The 15,464-nt window shown below is 63.6% G+C and carries 11 protein-coding genes and 2 pseudogenes; 9 read left to right on the top strand and 4 right to left on the bottom strand.

What is annotated here, in order from left to right; genetic code table 11:
* Window positions 1–45: 45 nt before the first annotated feature.
* The 3 genes and pseudogenes from IPG63_18280 to IPG63_18270 form a co-directional block, all read right to left on the bottom strand.
* A pseudogene (locus tag IPG63_18280) lies at window positions 46–3,210 on the bottom strand (efflux RND transporter permease subunit).
* Window positions 3,207–4,712 (bottom strand): efflux RND transporter periplasmic adaptor subunit, encoded by a 1,506-nt coding sequence (locus IPG63_18275; protein MBK6729114.1) that lies wholly within the window; start codon window positions 4,710–4,712, stop codon window positions 3,207–3,209. Before IPG63_18275 ends, IPG63_18280 begins: the two are co-directional and overlap by 4 nt.
* Before the next feature lie 3 nt (window positions 4,713–4,715).
* On the bottom strand, window positions 4,716–6,008 hold the full coding sequence (locus IPG63_18270; protein MBK6729113.1) for a TolC family protein: 1,293 nt from the start codon (window positions 6,006–6,008) through the stop codon (window positions 4,716–4,718).
* Window positions 6,009–6,259: 251 nt separating this feature from the next.
* On the opposite strand from IPG63_18270, the gene IPG63_18265 reads away from it, so the two are divergent.
* Window positions 6,260–6,514 carry a hypothetical protein gene (locus tag IPG63_18265; GenBank protein MBK6729112.1) on the top strand — a complete coding sequence of 85 codons (255 nt, stop codon included), beginning with the start codon at window positions 6,260–6,262 and terminating at the stop codon, window positions 6,512–6,514.
* 62 nt (window positions 6,515–6,576) lie between these two features.
* On the opposite strand, the gene IPG63_18260 is transcribed toward IPG63_18265, so the two are convergent.
* Entirely contained in the window at window positions 6,577–7,008 is a 432-nt protein-coding gene (locus tag IPG63_18260; GenBank protein ID MBK6729111.1) for a helix-turn-helix domain-containing protein, read from the bottom strand.
* Between the two features lie 42 nt (window positions 7,009–7,050).
* Between IPG63_18260 and IPG63_18255 the strand changes: the two genes are divergently transcribed.
* From IPG63_18255 to IPG63_18220, 8 genes and pseudogenes are all read left to right on the top strand, one after another.
* Complete coding sequence (locus IPG63_18255) at window positions 7,051–7,722, top strand: cation transporter (GenBank protein MBK6729110.1); 672 nt, start codon at window positions 7,051–7,053, stop codon at window positions 7,720–7,722.
* Window positions 7,719–8,075 (top strand): DUF3703 domain-containing protein, encoded by a 357-nt coding sequence (locus IPG63_18250; GenBank protein MBK6729109.1) that lies wholly within the window; start codon window positions 7,719–7,721, stop codon window positions 8,073–8,075. The genes IPG63_18255 and IPG63_18250 overlap by 4 nt, the downstream gene beginning before the upstream one ends.
* A 91-nt stretch (window positions 8,076–8,166) precedes the next feature.
* Window positions 8,167–8,472 (top strand): hypothetical protein, encoded by a 306-nt coding sequence (locus IPG63_18245; protein ID MBK6729108.1) that lies wholly within the window; start codon window positions 8,167–8,169, stop codon window positions 8,470–8,472.
* Between the two features lie 70 nt (window positions 8,473–8,542).
* Complete coding sequence (locus tag IPG63_18240) at window positions 8,543–9,829, top strand: TolC family protein (GenBank protein ID MBK6729107.1); 1,287 nt, start codon at window positions 8,543–8,545, stop codon at window positions 9,827–9,829.
* A gap of 227 nt (window positions 9,830–10,056) precedes the next feature.
* The gene (locus IPG63_18235) at window positions 10,057–11,049 is read left to right on the top strand and encodes an efflux RND transporter periplasmic adaptor subunit (protein ID MBK6729106.1); all 993 of its coding nucleotides are present in this window, start codon (window positions 10,057–10,059) and stop codon (window positions 11,047–11,049) included.
* A gap of 30 nt (window positions 11,050–11,079) precedes the next feature.
* Window positions 11,080–14,193 (top strand): annotated as a pseudogene (locus IPG63_18230) (efflux RND transporter permease subunit).
* Window positions 14,190–14,519, top strand: coding sequence for a P-II family nitrogen regulator (locus tag IPG63_18225; GenBank protein ID MBK6729105.1), 330 nt, complete (start codon window positions 14,190–14,192; stop codon window positions 14,517–14,519). Before IPG63_18230 ends, IPG63_18225 begins: the two are co-directional and overlap by 4 nt.
* A gap of 133 nt (window positions 14,520–14,652) precedes the next feature.
* Complete coding sequence (locus IPG63_18220) at window positions 14,653–15,459, top strand: DUF1705 domain-containing protein (GenBank protein ID MBK6729104.1); 807 nt, start codon at window positions 14,653–14,655, stop codon at window positions 15,457–15,459.
* Window positions 15,460–15,464: the final 5 nt, after the last annotated feature.

Here is a 15,464-nt window from a genome sequence, read left to right as displayed (position 1 = left end):
AAGGCGGAGACTCACGTTGGGCAAACCGGGCTGTCAATTTCGAGATCAATGATCGTCCTTCGCCAATTCGTGACCGGAGCGATTCGGCGTCGTTCGACGACGACGCATTACCTCATACGCCACCGGAATGACAAACAACGACAGCAACGGCGCGGTGATCATGCCGCCAACCATCGGCGCCGCAATGCGCTGCATCACTTCGGAACCGACGCCCGATCCGATCATGATCGGTAGCAGTCCGGCGATGATCACGGCGACAGTCATCGCTTTCGGTCGCACGCGCTGTACCGCGCCTTCCTGAATTGCGGCCAGTAGAGTTTCGGCGGTGTCCGGTTCTCCGGCTGCGAGCCGTCGCTCCCAGGCTTGCTTCAAGTACAGCAGCATGATCACGCCGAACTCCGCAGCGACACCAGCGAGTGCAATGAAGCCGACCGCGCTGGCGATGGAAAGCGCGTGTCCGAGTGCGTAGAGCAGCCAGAACCCGCCGACCAGTGCAAACGGCACGCTGAGCAGAATCAACGCTGCTTCGTCGAAGCGACCAAAGGTCATGAACAGCAGCACGAAGATGATGAGTAGCGTCGCCGGCACGACCACGCGCAATTTTGCTGCGGCGCGCTCGAGGTATTCGAACTGGCCGGACCAATGCACCGACACGCCGACCGGCAGCTCCACCTGTGCGGCGACAGCAGTCTGCAGATCCCGCACGACCGAAGCGAGGTCGCGGCCGCGCAGGTCGACATAAATCCATCCGGTCAGCCGCGCATTTTCACTGCGCAACATCGGCGGGCCATCGCTGATCCCGATTTTTGCCACGCTGCCGAGGGTGATTTGTGCGCCCGTCGGCGTGACCAGCGACAGCTCGCGCAGCTTGCTCAGACTGTCGCGCAGCTCGCGCGGATATCGCACACTGATCGGAAAGCGTCTGCGTCCTTCGATCGTCTCGCCGATCGTGTCGCCGCCGATCGCGGCCGCAACGACCTGTTGCACCGCGACCATGCTCAAGCCTTGTCGAGCAGCAGCCAGACGATCGATATCGACATCGATGTAGCGACCGCCAGTGAGCCGCTCCGCGAGAACCGACGTGACGCCGGGAACGGTCTTTGCGACGCGCTCGATGTCCGCCGCGACACGATCGATCACCGCCAGATCGGTGCCGCCGACCTTGATGCCGATCGGGCTCTTGATGCCCGTCGCAAGCATATCGAGGCGATTGCGAATCGGCGGCACCCAGAGATTCGATAGGCCCGGGACCTGCACCACGCGATCGAGTTCTTCGATCAGCTTCTCCTTGGTCATGCCGGCGCGCCACTGCGCACGCGGCTTGAAGTGAATCGTCGTCTCGACCATCTCCATCGGCGCCGGATCGGTGGCGGTTTCGGCGCGCCCGATCTTGCCGAACACACGCTCGACCTCCGGCACGGAGCGAATCAGCCGGTCGGTCTGCTGCAGCAGTTGCGCTGCTTTGCCGGCGGAGACACCGGGCAAGGCCGAAGGCATGTACAGCAGGTCACCTTCGTCCATCATCGGCATGAACTCAGCTCCGAGGCGCGTCATCGGCCACGCCGTCGCGACCAGAAGCGCGGCGGTGATGCTGAGTGTGGCCTTTGGTCAGTCCAGTGCCGTCGCCAGTAATGGGCGGTAGAGTGCGATCAAGACACGCGACACCGGGTTTTCCGATTCGTCGCGGATGTGGCCGCGGATCCAATAGCCCATCAGCACCGGAATCTATGTCACGGACAACGCCGCCGATGCTGCCATCGCATAGGTCTTGGTGTAGGCCAGTGGTGCGAACAACCGACCTTCCTGCGCTTCGAGCGTGAACACCGGAACGAAGGAGATCGTGATGATCAACAGGCTGAAGAACAGCGCGGGCCCCACTTCCGCGGACGCGTCAGCGACGAGGCGCCAGCGCACGCTCGCGTCCAAGCTCGCTTTCGGGTGCGCATGACGCCACGACTCGATGTGCTTATGCGCGTTCTCGATCATCACAATGGCCGCATCGACCATCGCCCCGATGGCGATCGCAATGCCACCCAGCGACATGATGTTGGCGTTGATGCCTTGGGCATGCATGACGACAAACGCGGCAAGGATGCCGAGCGGCAGCGCGACGACGGCGACCAGTGCCGAGCGGATGTGAAACAGGAACAGCGCGCAGACCAGCGCCACGACGATGAACTCTTCGATCAACTTGTTGCGCAGGTTGTCGATCGCGCCAGTGATCAGTTCGGAGCGGTCGTACGTCTCGACGATTTCCACGCCCTCCGGCAAACCGCGCTTGAGTTCCGCCAGGCGCGTCTTCACCGCATCGATCGTCGCTTGCGCATTCTTGCCGGAGCGCATGACGATGACGCCGCCGACGACTTCGCCCTCACCATCGAGTTCGGAGATGCCGCGACGCATTTCCGGACCCCATTGGATCCGTGCGACGTCGGTCAACAGGATCGGTACGGCTCCGACCGTCTTCACCGGAATCGCCTGGAAGTCCGCCAACGACTGCAGATAGCCGCTGGCACGCACCATGTATTCCGCTTCACCGAGTTCCAGCACCGAACCGCCGACCTCACCATTGGCGTTGCGAATCGCCGTGGTCACGTCCTCATGGCTCAGACCGTGCGCGCGCATGCGATCTGGATCGAGCACGACCTGGTACTGGCGCACCATGCCGCCGATCGTCGCGACCTCCGCGACACCCGGCAGGCTCTTCAATTCATAGCGCAGAAACCAATCCTGTATCGCGCGCAACTCGGACAAGTCATGCCCACCGCTGCGATCGACCAGCGCGTATTCGTAGACCCAACCGACGCCGGTCGCGTCCGGGCCGAGCGCCGGGCGCGCGTTTTCCGGCAGACGAGACTGCACCTGACTTAAATACTCGAGCACGCGCGAGCGGGCCCAGTACAGGTCGGTGCCGTCATCGAACAACACGTATACGAAAGAGTCACCGAAGAACGAGTAGCCGCGCACTGTCTTCGCACCAGGCACGGACAGCATCGTCGTCGTCAGTGGATAGGTCACCTGGTTTTCTATGACCTGAGGTGACTGGCCGGGCCAATTCGTGCGGATGATGACCTGAACATCCGACAAGTCCGGCAGCGCATCGACCGGTGTGCGCTGCAGCGACAGCGCGCCCCAGACGCTCAGTAGTAAGGAGGCCAACAGCACCAGGAAGCGGTTGGCGATCGACCAATGGATCAGTCGGGCGATCATCGCGAAGTCTCTGTGCGCATCTTGATCGATGCGGCGTCGATCTCGAAGTCGCCTTCGTCATTGCGGAAGAAGGCGAAGTCGAACGTGTCGCCGATCTTGATCTTCGTCTCCGACGGCGGCGGGCGAAACGTCATGCGCATGGCACCCATGTCCATCGACGGTACAGGGCCGGTATCGACGTCCCAGTCGCCGTCAGAGATCGCCAGCAAGGTGCCGAAGGTCGCGTGCAGTGGCGGAGCCTTGGCGGTTTTCGGCGCAGGCGTCGACGTCGCGTCGCTGCCGAGGCGCGCCAAAGTGCCGGTGAGACTCGCTTCGGAGTCGATCAGGAATTGCCCCGACAGCACGACGCGCTCGCCGTCGTCGATGCCCGCGAGGATGGCGCTGTGTCCCGCCGCTTCGGCGCCGACGCGCACCTCTTGTGCCCGGTAGATGCCTTCGCCTTCTTCGACGATGACGACCTTACGGGTACCGGTCGCGATCACCGCCTCGCTCGGAATCAACACCGATTCCACAGCATCGCTGGTGACGATTCGAGCTTCGCCGATCATGCCGGCCGCGAGGCGATGCTCGGGATTGGCGAGCACGATGCGCGCCGTTTGCGTGCGCGAGACCGGATCAAGGCTGGGCAGAATCGCTGCAACTGTGCCCGCGAACGACATGCCGGGAAATGCGCTGAGGGTGATTTCGGCGGATGCGCCATTGCGTACCTGCGCGATCTGAGCTTCCGCGATCGCCGCGTGCGCCCACACCTCATCGATGCCGTTCAGTCGCGCCAGCGGTGTACCCGGCATGACGGATTCGCCATCGCGCACAAGCAGTTCCGTCACCACGCCGTCGCGAGAGGCGTGCACCGTAATGCGGGTCTGCGCTTTGCCGCTGCGTTCGATCGCGCGGATCTGAGGTTCGTCCATGCCCAACAGATTCAACCGCTGTCGTGCCGCGTCACGAACATCGGCGAGCGCCGATACAGTGCTTCGACGCAGGGCCAGATACTCCTCCTGGGCGGCGGTCCATTCCGGCGCGATCAACACCAGCATCGGTTCGCCGCGTTTCACGACTGTGAGTGGCGTCCGCGCCAGCAGCCGCTCGACAACGCCCGCGACTCGCGCCTGCAACACACTGGACGCGCTCTCGTCGAAGGCCAGAGTCACTGTGGCGCGCACAGGTTCATCGAGCTGCCCAAGACGCGCGACGCCCGTACGCACGCCGAGGTTCTGTGCGAGACGCGGATCGATTCGTACCGTTCCCTCGGACGTGGCGCCTGCATCGGCATGCTTCGGCACCAACTGCATGTCCATGAACGGCGACTTGCCCGGTTGGTCGAAGTGTTTGTCCGGATACATCGGGTCGTACCAGTACAGCACCTTGGGGGCGGCTGTTGCGGACGCGACGGACTCGCCGTCAATGCGGCTCTTCGGCATCACGCGAACGACCACCACAGTGACGAGGATGCCGGCGACGAACGCGGCGCCGAGGGTGGTCCAACGAGAGAAGTTGTTCATGGTCTAGTTCCCCTCGGGAAACGCGAAGCGCAATGCGGCCCACGACTCGCCGAGCGAATCCATGACATCGATGTAGGCGAGTCGCTGCTCGATCGCGGCATCGAAAGCGGTCAGTACGTCCTGCAAGGCGCCGGAGCCGCCGCGATAGCTCGCGAGTGCGGCCTCGATGCGTTCATCGCCCAGAGGCAGCAGCTGTTGTTCGTAGCGATCAGCGCGATCGACGGAAGCCCGCCAGATCGCCTCCATTTGCACGAGCTCGGCGCGATGTTCGCGCGCAGCGGCCTCGCGCTCAGACTCGATCTGGAGCAACACTGCTTCATTCGCGGCAATCAACGGGTCTTGTCGGCTGGCGGCAAACAACGGCAGCCCCACCCGAAACTGCACTGACAGCATGCTCGACAAATGTGGGCCGCGATCGGCGTACGCCAGTTCGACCGACCAGTCCGAACGCTTTTCGGCCCGCGCCAACGCGATATCTGTGCGCGCCGCGCGTGCGATCGCCTCGTAGGCATGCAGCTCACGATGCGCGGCGATCCGGTCCGGATCGCTCAACCCGCCGACGGGAACCTCGCGCCAGTTCGGAGATTTGCCGATCGGGCGTTCGGCATCGTTTGGCAACCAGCGGGCCAAAGCAATGCGCGCCCGATCGCGAGCCAGTTGTATCGCGGCAATCCGATCCTCAAGCGCCACGCGCGCCTGCTGTGCGGCGATCGCATCTGCAGTGCTGCCCCGGCCCGCGCTGATCGCGGCCGTGGCGGCGCAAACCATCGCGTCGGCTTGCGCGCGCATCGACAAGCCCAGCACGAGGCGCCGCTCGGCATTGGCGACGGTCGTCCAGGCGCGGGCCACCGATTCCCGGGTGCTCAGTTGTGTGGTCAACAGCAATGCGCGTTCCTTGGCCGAATCCGCTTCGGCACGCTCACGCCGCAACGCGCGCTTCTCGCGGCGTGGCAACGCCTGCATGACGCCGATCTTGCGCATCGTCATGAAGTCGCGATTCCACTCGAACGCGTCGCTGCCCGTGACCGGCAAGTTGTCGATGCCGACCAACAATTCGGGGTCTGGCAATTCGCCGGCGGGACCGACCCGCGCGGACGCCGCACTGACCGCAGCGGCACGGGCCGTGACACCGGGGGCGTCGAGTTCTGCGCGGGCGATGGCTTCGCGGAAATCGAGCGGTTGACCTGTCGACGACGCAGTGGCGACGTGGGCCAGCGCAAGGCTCGAAAAGAGGACGAATTTCGACCAGAAACGGCGCGCGAGCGCCGACTGGCAGTACGAAGACGAGACAAACATGTGAACTCCGGGACGAAGACGAAACGACCGCGCAAGCGCGGCGCAACGAACTCAATCGCAGGGGCTCAAATCTGGAACGAGCAGAACTGTATCGACAGTGGCGGTGCACCGGCACGCGGATCGACCACTGACTCTGGCGCCTGACTCGTCGAGCAACCACTGACGTGCGCCGGCTCCAACCACAGGTTCGCTGCCGGCAGGCCGGGCGGAACGGTCAGTGACGAGACGTGATCGGCTGCAGGTACCGTCGGATGGCAGTGCTGTTGGCAGCGCACGGGGTCCGTGTCGTCCACCGCATCAGTCTGCGCCTCGCGATGGCAAGGCGGCTGAGCGAGGTCTTTTTCGATCACGGCGTGCGTGCGGCCGGATTGCTCGATCGGACACACGTATGTCGCCATTGCGACCTGCTGAAACAGCAGGCCGAACAGCGCAAGCAGCGCGATCCAGCGATGTCGACAACGGTGCCGCACGATCCAGTGCTCCCTCAAACGTGGGCTCTAGCCTAGCAAGACCGGCGCGATCGCACGTTCCTGTCAAAACTGGACTGACAAGGCACGGAAAAGTTCCGTCAATGGACCGCGGGGGTTCGTCGACGTCGCGTCGTCTTCGGCTGCGGCGCGTGCAACGCGTCGAGGATGGCGCAGGCGGCGCGTTCCCCGCCGCGACAGGTCGTTATCGTCTGCTTCAGCTCATTGGCCATCCGCTTCAACTCGACCACGCGTTGCTCGATCTCGGTCAGGTGATGGCGCGCGATCTGATCGACTTCGGCGCACGACAAATCAGGTTCGTCGCTCAATCGGAGCAGGCTTCGGATCTCCTCCAGACTAAAACCCAATTCGCGACCGCGGGTGATGAAGCGCAATCGTCGAACGTCATCGTCTGTGTAACTCCGATAGCCGCTGCCGGTGCGTCGAGGTTTCGGCAGCAAGCCGATGCGTTCGTAGTAGCGCACGGTTTCCAAATGACACCCGCTGACCGCGGCGGCTTCTCCGATCTTCATCGCTTGACTCTGTAGTTACTACGGGGTTTAGGATGCCGAACCATGAGCGAAACATCCACTACCACCTGCGGCTGCCACGCCGGCGCCGAGCGCCTGAGCGCTCCTGCAGACCGATCGCTGCGCCGCGTGCTGGTCGTCGTGCTGATCATCAACCTATTGTTGTTCACGGGGGAGTCCTCCGTTGGGGCATGGATCCCCTCCAGCGGCCTACAAGCCGCTGCGCTGGATAGCCTCGGCGACGCATCGGTGTACGCGCTGAGCTTGTTCGTGGTTGGCCGTTCGCTGCGTTGGCGCGCCGGGGCGGCCTTGTTCAAGGGTGCGATCCAAGCGGCATTTGGTGTGCTCGTACTGGTCGAAGTCGTGCGCCGCTGGCTCGGCGATGTAACGCCGGTCGCACCGATCATGGCGGCGGCTGCCGCCGTCGCACTGGTCGCCAATCTGAGTTGCTTTGTGCTGCTTTCACGTCATCGCGATCGCGATATCAATCTGCGCTCGGCATGGCTGTGCTCGCGCAACGACCTCGTCAACAACGCCGGCGTGATCATGGCGGCTGGCCTCGTGGCCTGGACCCAAAGCCCCTTACCCGATGCGCTGATTGGCGCTCTGATCGCTGCGTTGTTCCTGCACACTTCGTTCAGCGTACTGCGCGACGCTTGGCGGTTGTTCAACACGCCCGGATTGCCCGAATGCATTCAAGAAGAGAGTCGACCATGAGTACGCCGCTTCGAACCGCATTTGCGAATGAGTGGGCATCCGCCCGAGCGGCCCGGCTGGCGGGCGACCTGGACGGTGCCTTTCATCATCTTGAACGCGCGCACATCTTGAGCCAGCGCCTGACGTGGCTGCATGTGAAGAGTCACCTTGGCATGTGGCAGATCGGTTGGTTACGCAGCGACTGGCGTGAACTCATCGGCCAGAGTACGCGCATTGTCGCGGCGTTGTTGTTTTCGCGAATCTGGGTGCCGATTGGCAACACGGGCGGCGCCAATGTCAGCCCGCTCCGGCCGATGCCGGTGCCAGAAGACCTGCGCGCCATCCTCGAACCTGAACGGACCGAGTTTGTATAACGCTCCGGGTGACCCTAAGCTGATGACCATGTCGCGCTCTCATTCCTTCCGACTGGCCTCCTTGCGACGCGTTTCCGCGTTCGCGGGCTTCATGCTGGTCGTGTTCCTGATGCGGATCGGCATTGGGATGGCGTGTGAACCGCACGACCTCGCAGAATTGTTTGGTGATCCGTCACCGATGGCGCTGATCGTCGGCGTCGATGACGGCGATGGCCTGGATCCGCTTGCGGATCATGGTGCCGACCATTGTCGTCAGTGCAATTGCCACCACAGCGTCGCGCTGCCCTCGTTTGCGTCCATATCGCCCACGCAGGCCGACGCAGCCGTGGATGTACGCATCGTCATGCCGCACGTCGTGTCGCCGCATGAGCGGCACCTGCGCCCACCAATCGTCTGAACCCTGATTGCCCGGATCCGTCGTGCCTGCGCACGACGGGCTGCATTTCAATGTTCAGAGGATCACCTTCATGCTGTCTTTCCTGTTGCCGCGCGGTCTGTCGACCGTGCGAACGCGACGTTGGCGCGCTGCGCTACTCGCGAGTGTTTGTGCTGTTTGTTCCCCGTTGGCGCTCGCCGCGCCCAACGATTTGGCGGATGCCGTACGCGCCGCCTGGCTTGCTCATCCCGGTGCGACCGCGACCGAGCAAACGCTGATCGCCGCCCGTGCACGTGCCGAAGCGGCCGGACGACCGCTGTACAACCCCGAGTTGGAGTTCGCAGTCGACGACGAAGGCGATGACCGCACGACGACGGCGGGCGTTGGCCTGACGCTCGATCTGTTTGGCAAGCGTCGGGCTCGGGCCGCTGCGGGCGATGCCAGCCTGAGCTTGGCGATCGCCGAGGCCGAACTGCGTCGCGCGACCTTTGCCCAAGCCTGGCTGAAGGCGTGGGCTGATCGGCGCGCCGCACAACATCGCGTGCAACTCGGCGCGCAACGCGTGAACCTGGTGCAACGCTTTGCGGATCTCGCCGGGAAGCAACAGCAGGTGGGCGACATCTCGTCGCTCGAACGCGATCTCGCGCTCCTCGCGCGCGATGAAACCCTCGCCGAGCAAGCGACATTGCTCGCAGACGCTGCGACCGCTGACGAAGCCTTTCGGGTCGTCGGCGGCGCTCCGGAACGCGACGACGCGTCGAACAGCGGCGACGTCCCGCCCGCACTGGCGCCCGACAACGACCGACTCGGCAACGTGCCGGAGCAACAGATCGCGCTTGCACAATCTCTGCAGGCAGAACGTCGCATCACGGTGGCAGAGCGCGATCGGCGACCCGATCCGACCGTGAGTCTGCGCGGTGGCCAAGTCGACCTGGGTCCGATGAGTGACAACGTCATTGGTTTGACGGTCAGCGTGCCGCTGTTCGTACGCAATGGTTACCGCGCCGAAGCGACTGCCGCGCGCGCGGAACACAGCGCGACCTCGGCCGAGCAACAGCTCGTAACGCTGCAGGTTGAAGCTCGTGCCGAACGCGCACGCAAGACCTACACCGCGGTACGCGAGGCGTGGGCACTGTGGTCGAAGAGTCCCGGGACCGACGTCGACACTCGAGCGTCGCTGCTCGAACGCCTGTGGCGTGCTGGCGAGATCAGCACGGCCGACTTCCTGATCCAACTCCAGCAGACACTGGACACATCACTCGCGGGCGCCGACCTGCAAGGCCGCGTCTGGCGCGCCTATGTCGACGCGCTCTACGCCACCGGGCATTTGAATGCCTGGATCGGCTTCGAACCATCCGTTTCCGAGGTGAACCCATGAACCGTTTCTCCACTGCGACCGCCGTATGGCTGATCGCCGCGATGTTTGTCTTGTCCGCGTGCGGCAAGGACGCGAAACCGCCCGCTGGCACTGCCGCCAAGCCCGCCAGCGCGCAAGCCAAAGGCGCGGAACATGCTGACGACGCCGAGGACGCACACGGCGACGAACACGCCGACGAAGGCGCGGATGAACACGGCGACGAGCATGGCGAGGAAGGCGAAGAAGGCATGGCCCCGATCCGCATGGACGCCGCGGCGATGAAGGCGGCCGGCATTCGCGTCGCGACACTGGCCAAAGCGTCTTTGCGCGAAGAATTGCGCACGCCAGGCGAGGTCGTCGACAACGCCTATGGCACGACGCTGATCACGCCACGCGTCGAGGCCTTGGTCGTTCGACGGCACGCCAAGCTGGGTGACGAAGTGAAGGCCGGTGCGCCACTGGTGACCTTGTCGTCAGTCGAAGTTGCGACCGCGCAAGGCACGCTGTCGATTGCAGAGCAGGACTGGAAGCGCGTCCAGGCGCTCGGTCGTGAAGCCGTGTCCGGCCGCCGCTACAGCGAAGCGCAAGTTGCCGTCGAGCAAGCCAGGGCGACGGCTCGCGCGTACGGTTTAGCCGCGGGTTCGGGTCGGTCCAATGGCGAGTTCACGCTGCATGCGTCACACGCCGGTCGACTGACCGAGGACGACTTCGTCGTCGGAGAACGCATCGAACCCGGCCGCACCCTGTTCCGGCTCGTCGACGAATCCACGGTCTGGGTCGACGCGAAATTGCCGGCCGATGTCGCGCGTCGTGTCGCCGTCGGCAGTGCCGCGCGACTGGTACTCGGCGATGTGACGTTGCCCGGCAAGGTCGTGCAACGCGCGCATCGCACGTCCGAGAACACGCGCAACGCGCTGGTGCGCATCGAAGTCGTGAACACCGGTGACCAACTGCATGGTGGCGACTACGTCGAGGCTTATCTCGATGCCGGCAGCGACTCCGAACCGCAATTGGCGGTGCCGACCGAAGCCCTGTTGCAATTGGAAGGCGAATCGATCGTGTTTCGTCAGGATGCCGACGGCACCCTGACACCGGTCGCGGTGCGCATCGGTGCCGTGGTCGGCGCTCAGACGGTGATCAGTGATGGCGTCAGTGCCGGCGACGTCATCGTCGTCGAGGGTGCCTACGCACTCAAGGCGCAGATGCTGAAGTCGCAGTTGGGAGAAGGTCATGCGCATTGACACCCGCCTGCCGCGCGCCGGAGGGTCGCCATGCTGAATCGTCTGGTTGAACTCTCGCTGCGCTACAAGTTTCTGGTCCTGATCGTATTCGGAGTCATCGCGTTTCTCGGCGCGCAAGCCGTGCGCAACGTTCCGATCGATGCGTTCCCCGACGTCACGCCGGCCCAGGTCAACATCTACACCGAGTCACCCGGGCTCGCGGCCGAAGACGTCGAGCAACTCCTGACATTCCCGGTCGAGTCGGCGATGGCGGGTCTGCCGAAAGTGCAGGAGATCCGTTCGGTCAGCCTGTTCGGGTTGTCCTACGTCTCGGTGTATTTCGAAGACGACATGGATACCTACTTCGCGCGTCAGCTCGTCAACGAGCGGTTGCAGGAAGTTGGTGATCGATTGCCGGAAGGTTATGGCAAGCCGAGCATGGGTCCGAACAGCTCGGGTCTTGGTCAGGTGTTCTGGTACACGGTCGAGCGTGCACCCGGTGTTTCGAAAGACGAAATCACCGACATGGATCTGCGCACCTGGCAGGACTGAACGTTGCGGCTGATCCTGCGCACTGCACCCGGTGTCGACGACGTCACCTCCTGGGGCGGTGGTGAGCGCGAGTATCAGGTGCGCATCGATCCACAGCGGTTGTATGCGCGCGGCCTCAGCTTCGCCGACGTGATCAACGCGTTGCCAGCGAACAACGGCCAGGTCGGTGGCAATGTGATGGACGTCGGCCGCGAGCAGTATCTGGTGCGCGGCCTCGGCTTGCTGACCTCGGCCGAAGACATCGGTGGCATCGTGCTCAAGGCCGAGGACGGCGTGCCCGTCTACATCCGCGACATCGGTCGGGTGATCGAGTCGCCGGCGCCTCGCTTTGGCGCGGTGACGCGTGATGGAGAGGAAGTCGTGCTCGGCATGGCGCTGTCCCGCATCGGCGAGAACGCGAAGAATGTCGTCGAGGCAGTGAAAACGAAGTTGGCCGCGGTCAGCGGTGCGTTGCCTGAGGGCATGATCGTCAAGCCGGTCTATGAGCGCACCGACCTCGTCAACAAGGCCGTCGGCACCGCCACCAAAGCCCTGATCGAAGGTTCGATCCTGGTCGCGGTGGTCCTGTTCCTGTTTTTGGGCGAACTGCGCTCGGCGCTGGTCGTGATCGTCACGCTGCCACTCGCGATGCTGATCGCGTTCATCGGCATGGGCCAGTTCGGATTGTCGGCCAACCTGATGTCGCTCGCCGGCCTCGCGATCGGCATCGGCATGATGGTCGATGGTTCAGTCGTGATGGTCGAGAACGCGTTCCGAATCATGGCCGAGCGCAAGGCGCACGGGGAGACCGTGGATCGAACCTCGGCCGTGCTTGCTGCGGCGAGGGAAGTCGCCAATCCGGTCTCATTCGCCATCCTGATCATCATCGTCGTGTTCCTGCCGCTGTTCAGCCTCGAAGGGCTGGAAGGCAAATTGTTCAAGCCGATGGCGTTCAACATCGCGTTCGCAATGGGCGGATCATTGCTGCTCAGTCTGACGCTGATCCCGGTGCTGGCGTCGATGATCCTCAAGCCGAAGGAGGAGAAAGACACGTGGCTGGTCGCGCAGCTCAAACGCGGCTACCAGCCGATGCTCGCCAAAGCACTCGCGCGCAAGGGCGTCGTTGTGGTCACTGCCGTCATCGCCTTGATCGGCAGCCTCGCGCTGTTCCCGTTCCTGGGCAAGGAGTTCATGCCGCAGTTGCAGGAAGGCTCGATCATGTGGCGCGTCACTGGCATTCCGTCGACGTCGCTCGACGAATCGATCCAGACCAGCAAGACCATTGCCGATGCCTTCAAGAAGTTTCCCGAGGTCGAGACCACGCTCGCGATGATCGGCCGCGCCGAGAAAGGCGAGACCGCCGACGTGAACTACATGGAGATCTACACCGCGCTGACACCCGAGAAGCAATGGAAGTCTGGGCGCACGATCAAGCAACTCGAAGTCGACATGCAGGAGACGCTGGAGAAAGTGGTGCCGAACGTGGTGCCGGGCTACACCCAGCCAATCCAGATGCGCGTCGAGGAGTTGATCTCTGGCGTGCGCGCAACGCTGGCGTTGAAACTCTACGGCGAGGATCTGAACGAGCTCGACCGGATCAGCGCGGAGATCAAGCCGATCCTGGCAGGCATCGCCGGCGTGGCGGACCTGTCACTCGAAGCCAATGTCGGCAAGCCGCAGATCCGCATCGAGGTCGATCGTGAGGAACTGGCGCGCCACGGCATGAACGCTGAGGACGTGCTGACGATCGTGCGCAACGGACTTGGTGGGGAACCGGTCAGTGTGTTGCTCGATGGCGTCAAACGTTTCGACATCGCCGTGCGGCTCGACGACGACGTGCGCACCTCGGTTGAATCGCTGCGCCGCATCCCGCTGAAGGCGGCGTCCGGTGCACTGGTGCCGTTGTCGGAAGTGGCCAATGTGACCGTGGCGGAGGGCTATTCGTTCGTACGCCGCGAACAGCTGCAACGCTATGCCGTGATCCAGATGGACGTTCGTGGCCGCGATGTCGACGGCTTCGTCAAGGAAGCCGGTGCCGCGATCGCGGCTCAGGTGAAGTTGCCGCCCGGATACTGGGTCGAATGGGGTGGCGCATTTGCCAACCAGCAACGCGCGTTGGCCAAGTTGAGCCTGATCGTGCCGATCACGATCTTCTTCATCTTTGTCCTGCTGTACACCGCGTTCAACTCGATCAAGTTCGCCGCACTGATCCTGGCCAATGTGCCATTCGCGACGATCGGCGGGCTGCTCGCGCTGTTTCTGACTGGGCAGTACTTGTCGGTGCCCTCAGCGATCGGCTTCATCGCCGTGTTCGGTGTGGCGATGTTGAACGGCATCGTGCTGGTGACGTTCCTCAACGAACAGCGCGAACGCGGTCTGTCGGTGCGTGAAGCGGTCGTGCAAGGCACCGCGCTGCGCCTGCGACCGGTGCTGATGACCGCAAGCGTCGCGATCCTCGGTCTGGTGCCGATGCTGGTCTCAAGCGGGGTTGGCGCCGAGACACAGCGCCCTCTTGCGACGGTCGTCGTCGGTGGCCTGATCAGTTCGACTTTCCTGACGCTGATCCTGTTGCCTGTGCTCTATGAGTGGCTGGAAACCCGCGCTGAACGACGTACCCAGGAGAAATCGCCATGAAACGCATCACTGCGCTACTGCATGCCCATCGCATGAGCGACATCGTCCACGCCCTCGAAGCCGCCGGCGAACGTCGGATCAGCGTCGTCCATGCCGCCGGTCTGTTGCGCGCGTCAAGCGCGCGCGAGCAGCAGTACTCGGTCGAACTGGGCGAACGGGTCACGCAGGAGATCCAGCTCGATGTGTTTTGCGAAGACGACCAACTCGACGCCGTGGTGACGCTGATCCGGCGCCATGGTCGGACGGGCCGCGAGAATTCGGGTTGGATCTTCGTCGCTGCGGTCGAACAGGGAATTGCCATCGAGGATGCTGCCGTTTCGAGTTGAGGACGACGGGGCGGCGGCTCTGCTGGGGTGCGCCGCTTCCGTGCTTTTCCGAACCGACCGTCGGCACGGTCGCTCGCGCGATGGCTCTCAGGAAATTCGATGCTCAGAATCCGCAAGATCGATCCACGTCGTCATGGCTAAACGCAAGCGCGCACGCGATCCGCGGATCTCGCTTTTGCGCGATGCGGGCAAGAGCGGTCCGCCGCTTTCCCGGCAACAGCGACTCGTTGGACTGCTGTGGGCGCGGCCGAACGTCAGTGTCGAGCTGCTCGCGCTCCTGGCAAGCCTCTTCTTTGCCCTCGTGAGCAACCGCGCGTTCTGGCATGCGGCGCGGGACGCCGGTGCGTTCGAGGGATTCAACGGAGCAGCCGTTGCCGTCGCCGTGTTCATCCTGCTGATCTGCGTGCACGTCGTCTTGCTCTACGTGGTGCTGCTTCGGGTGACCGCGAAGGTCGTGTTGACGTTGTTGCTGGTGGCCGGGGCGGTGATCAGCCACGCCGCTTCGGCGAACGGGGCCTACCTTGATCCGGAGAGCATGCGCATCGCGTTGCAATCCAATCTGGTCACACCGTCTGCGCTCGGCTCATGGTCATTCGCTTGGACGTTGGCGACGCAGGCCGGCTTGCCGGCGTTGCTGCTCTGGCGGGTACAGGTCGAACGCTTTTCGTTCCCCATAGCTTTCGCACGACGCGTCATGGCGGTGGTCATGGCTTGCGCCTTCGCGACATTGGCGATGGCCCTCCTGCAACACGAGATGCGGCGCCTGATGCGAGACCACAGGGCGCTGCACTACTTGGTCACGCCCGCCAACCTGATCACGGTCGCCTCTCTGCGTGTGGATCGAAGCGGCCACACGGCTACACCCACCGATCGGACGGTCGTCCCTAAACCGCCGTCTCGAGTTCTGCCTCCGCAGGACGCGCCTCCTCACCCTGACTGAGAACG

This window comes from Lysobacterales bacterium, assembly GCA_016703225.1.
Taxonomy (GTDB): domain Bacteria; phylum Pseudomonadota; class Gammaproteobacteria; order Xanthomonadales; family Ahniellaceae; genus JADKHK01.
Note: the sequence above shows the minus strand (reverse complement) of the source record. Positions and strands in the feature narration are given on the sequence as shown.

Excerpts from the sequence above, each read along its gene's own strand:
- IPG63_18275 (MBK6729114.1), bottom strand. The coding sequence starts at position 4,712 with ATGAACAACTTCTCTCGTTGGACCACCCTCGGCGCCGCGTTCGTCGCC.
- IPG63_18270 (MBK6729113.1), bottom strand. The coding sequence starts at position 6,008 with ATGTTTGTCTCGTCTTCGTACTGCCAGTCGGCGCTCGCGCGCCGTTTC.
- IPG63_18265 (MBK6729112.1), top strand. The coding sequence starts at position 6,260 with ATGGCAGTGCTGTTGGCAGCGCACGGGGTCCGTGTCGTCCACCGCATC.
- IPG63_18260 (MBK6729111.1), bottom strand. The coding sequence starts at position 7,008 with ATGAAGATCGGAGAAGCCGCCGCGGTCAGCGGGTGTCATTTGGAAACC.
- IPG63_18255 (MBK6729110.1), top strand. The coding sequence starts at position 7,051 with ATGAGCGAAACATCCACTACCACCTGCGGCTGCCACGCCGGCGCCGAG.
- IPG63_18250 (MBK6729109.1), top strand. The coding sequence starts at position 7,719 with ATGAGTACGCCGCTTCGAACCGCATTTGCGAATGAGTGGGCATCCGCC.
- IPG63_18245 (MBK6729108.1), top strand. The coding sequence starts at position 8,167 with ATGCTGGTCGTGTTCCTGATGCGGATCGGCATTGGGATGGCGTGTGAA.
- IPG63_18240 (MBK6729107.1), top strand. The coding sequence starts at position 8,543 with ATGCTGTCTTTCCTGTTGCCGCGCGGTCTGTCGACCGTGCGAACGCGA.
- IPG63_18235 (MBK6729106.1), top strand. The coding sequence starts at position 10,057 with ATGGCCCCGATCCGCATGGACGCCGCGGCGATGAAGGCGGCCGGCATT.
- IPG63_18225 (MBK6729105.1), top strand. The coding sequence starts at position 14,190 with ATGAAACGCATCACTGCGCTACTGCATGCCCATCGCATGAGCGACATC.
- IPG63_18220 (MBK6729104.1), top strand. The coding sequence starts at position 14,653 with ATGGCTAAACGCAAGCGCGCACGCGATCCGCGGATCTCGCTTTTGCGC.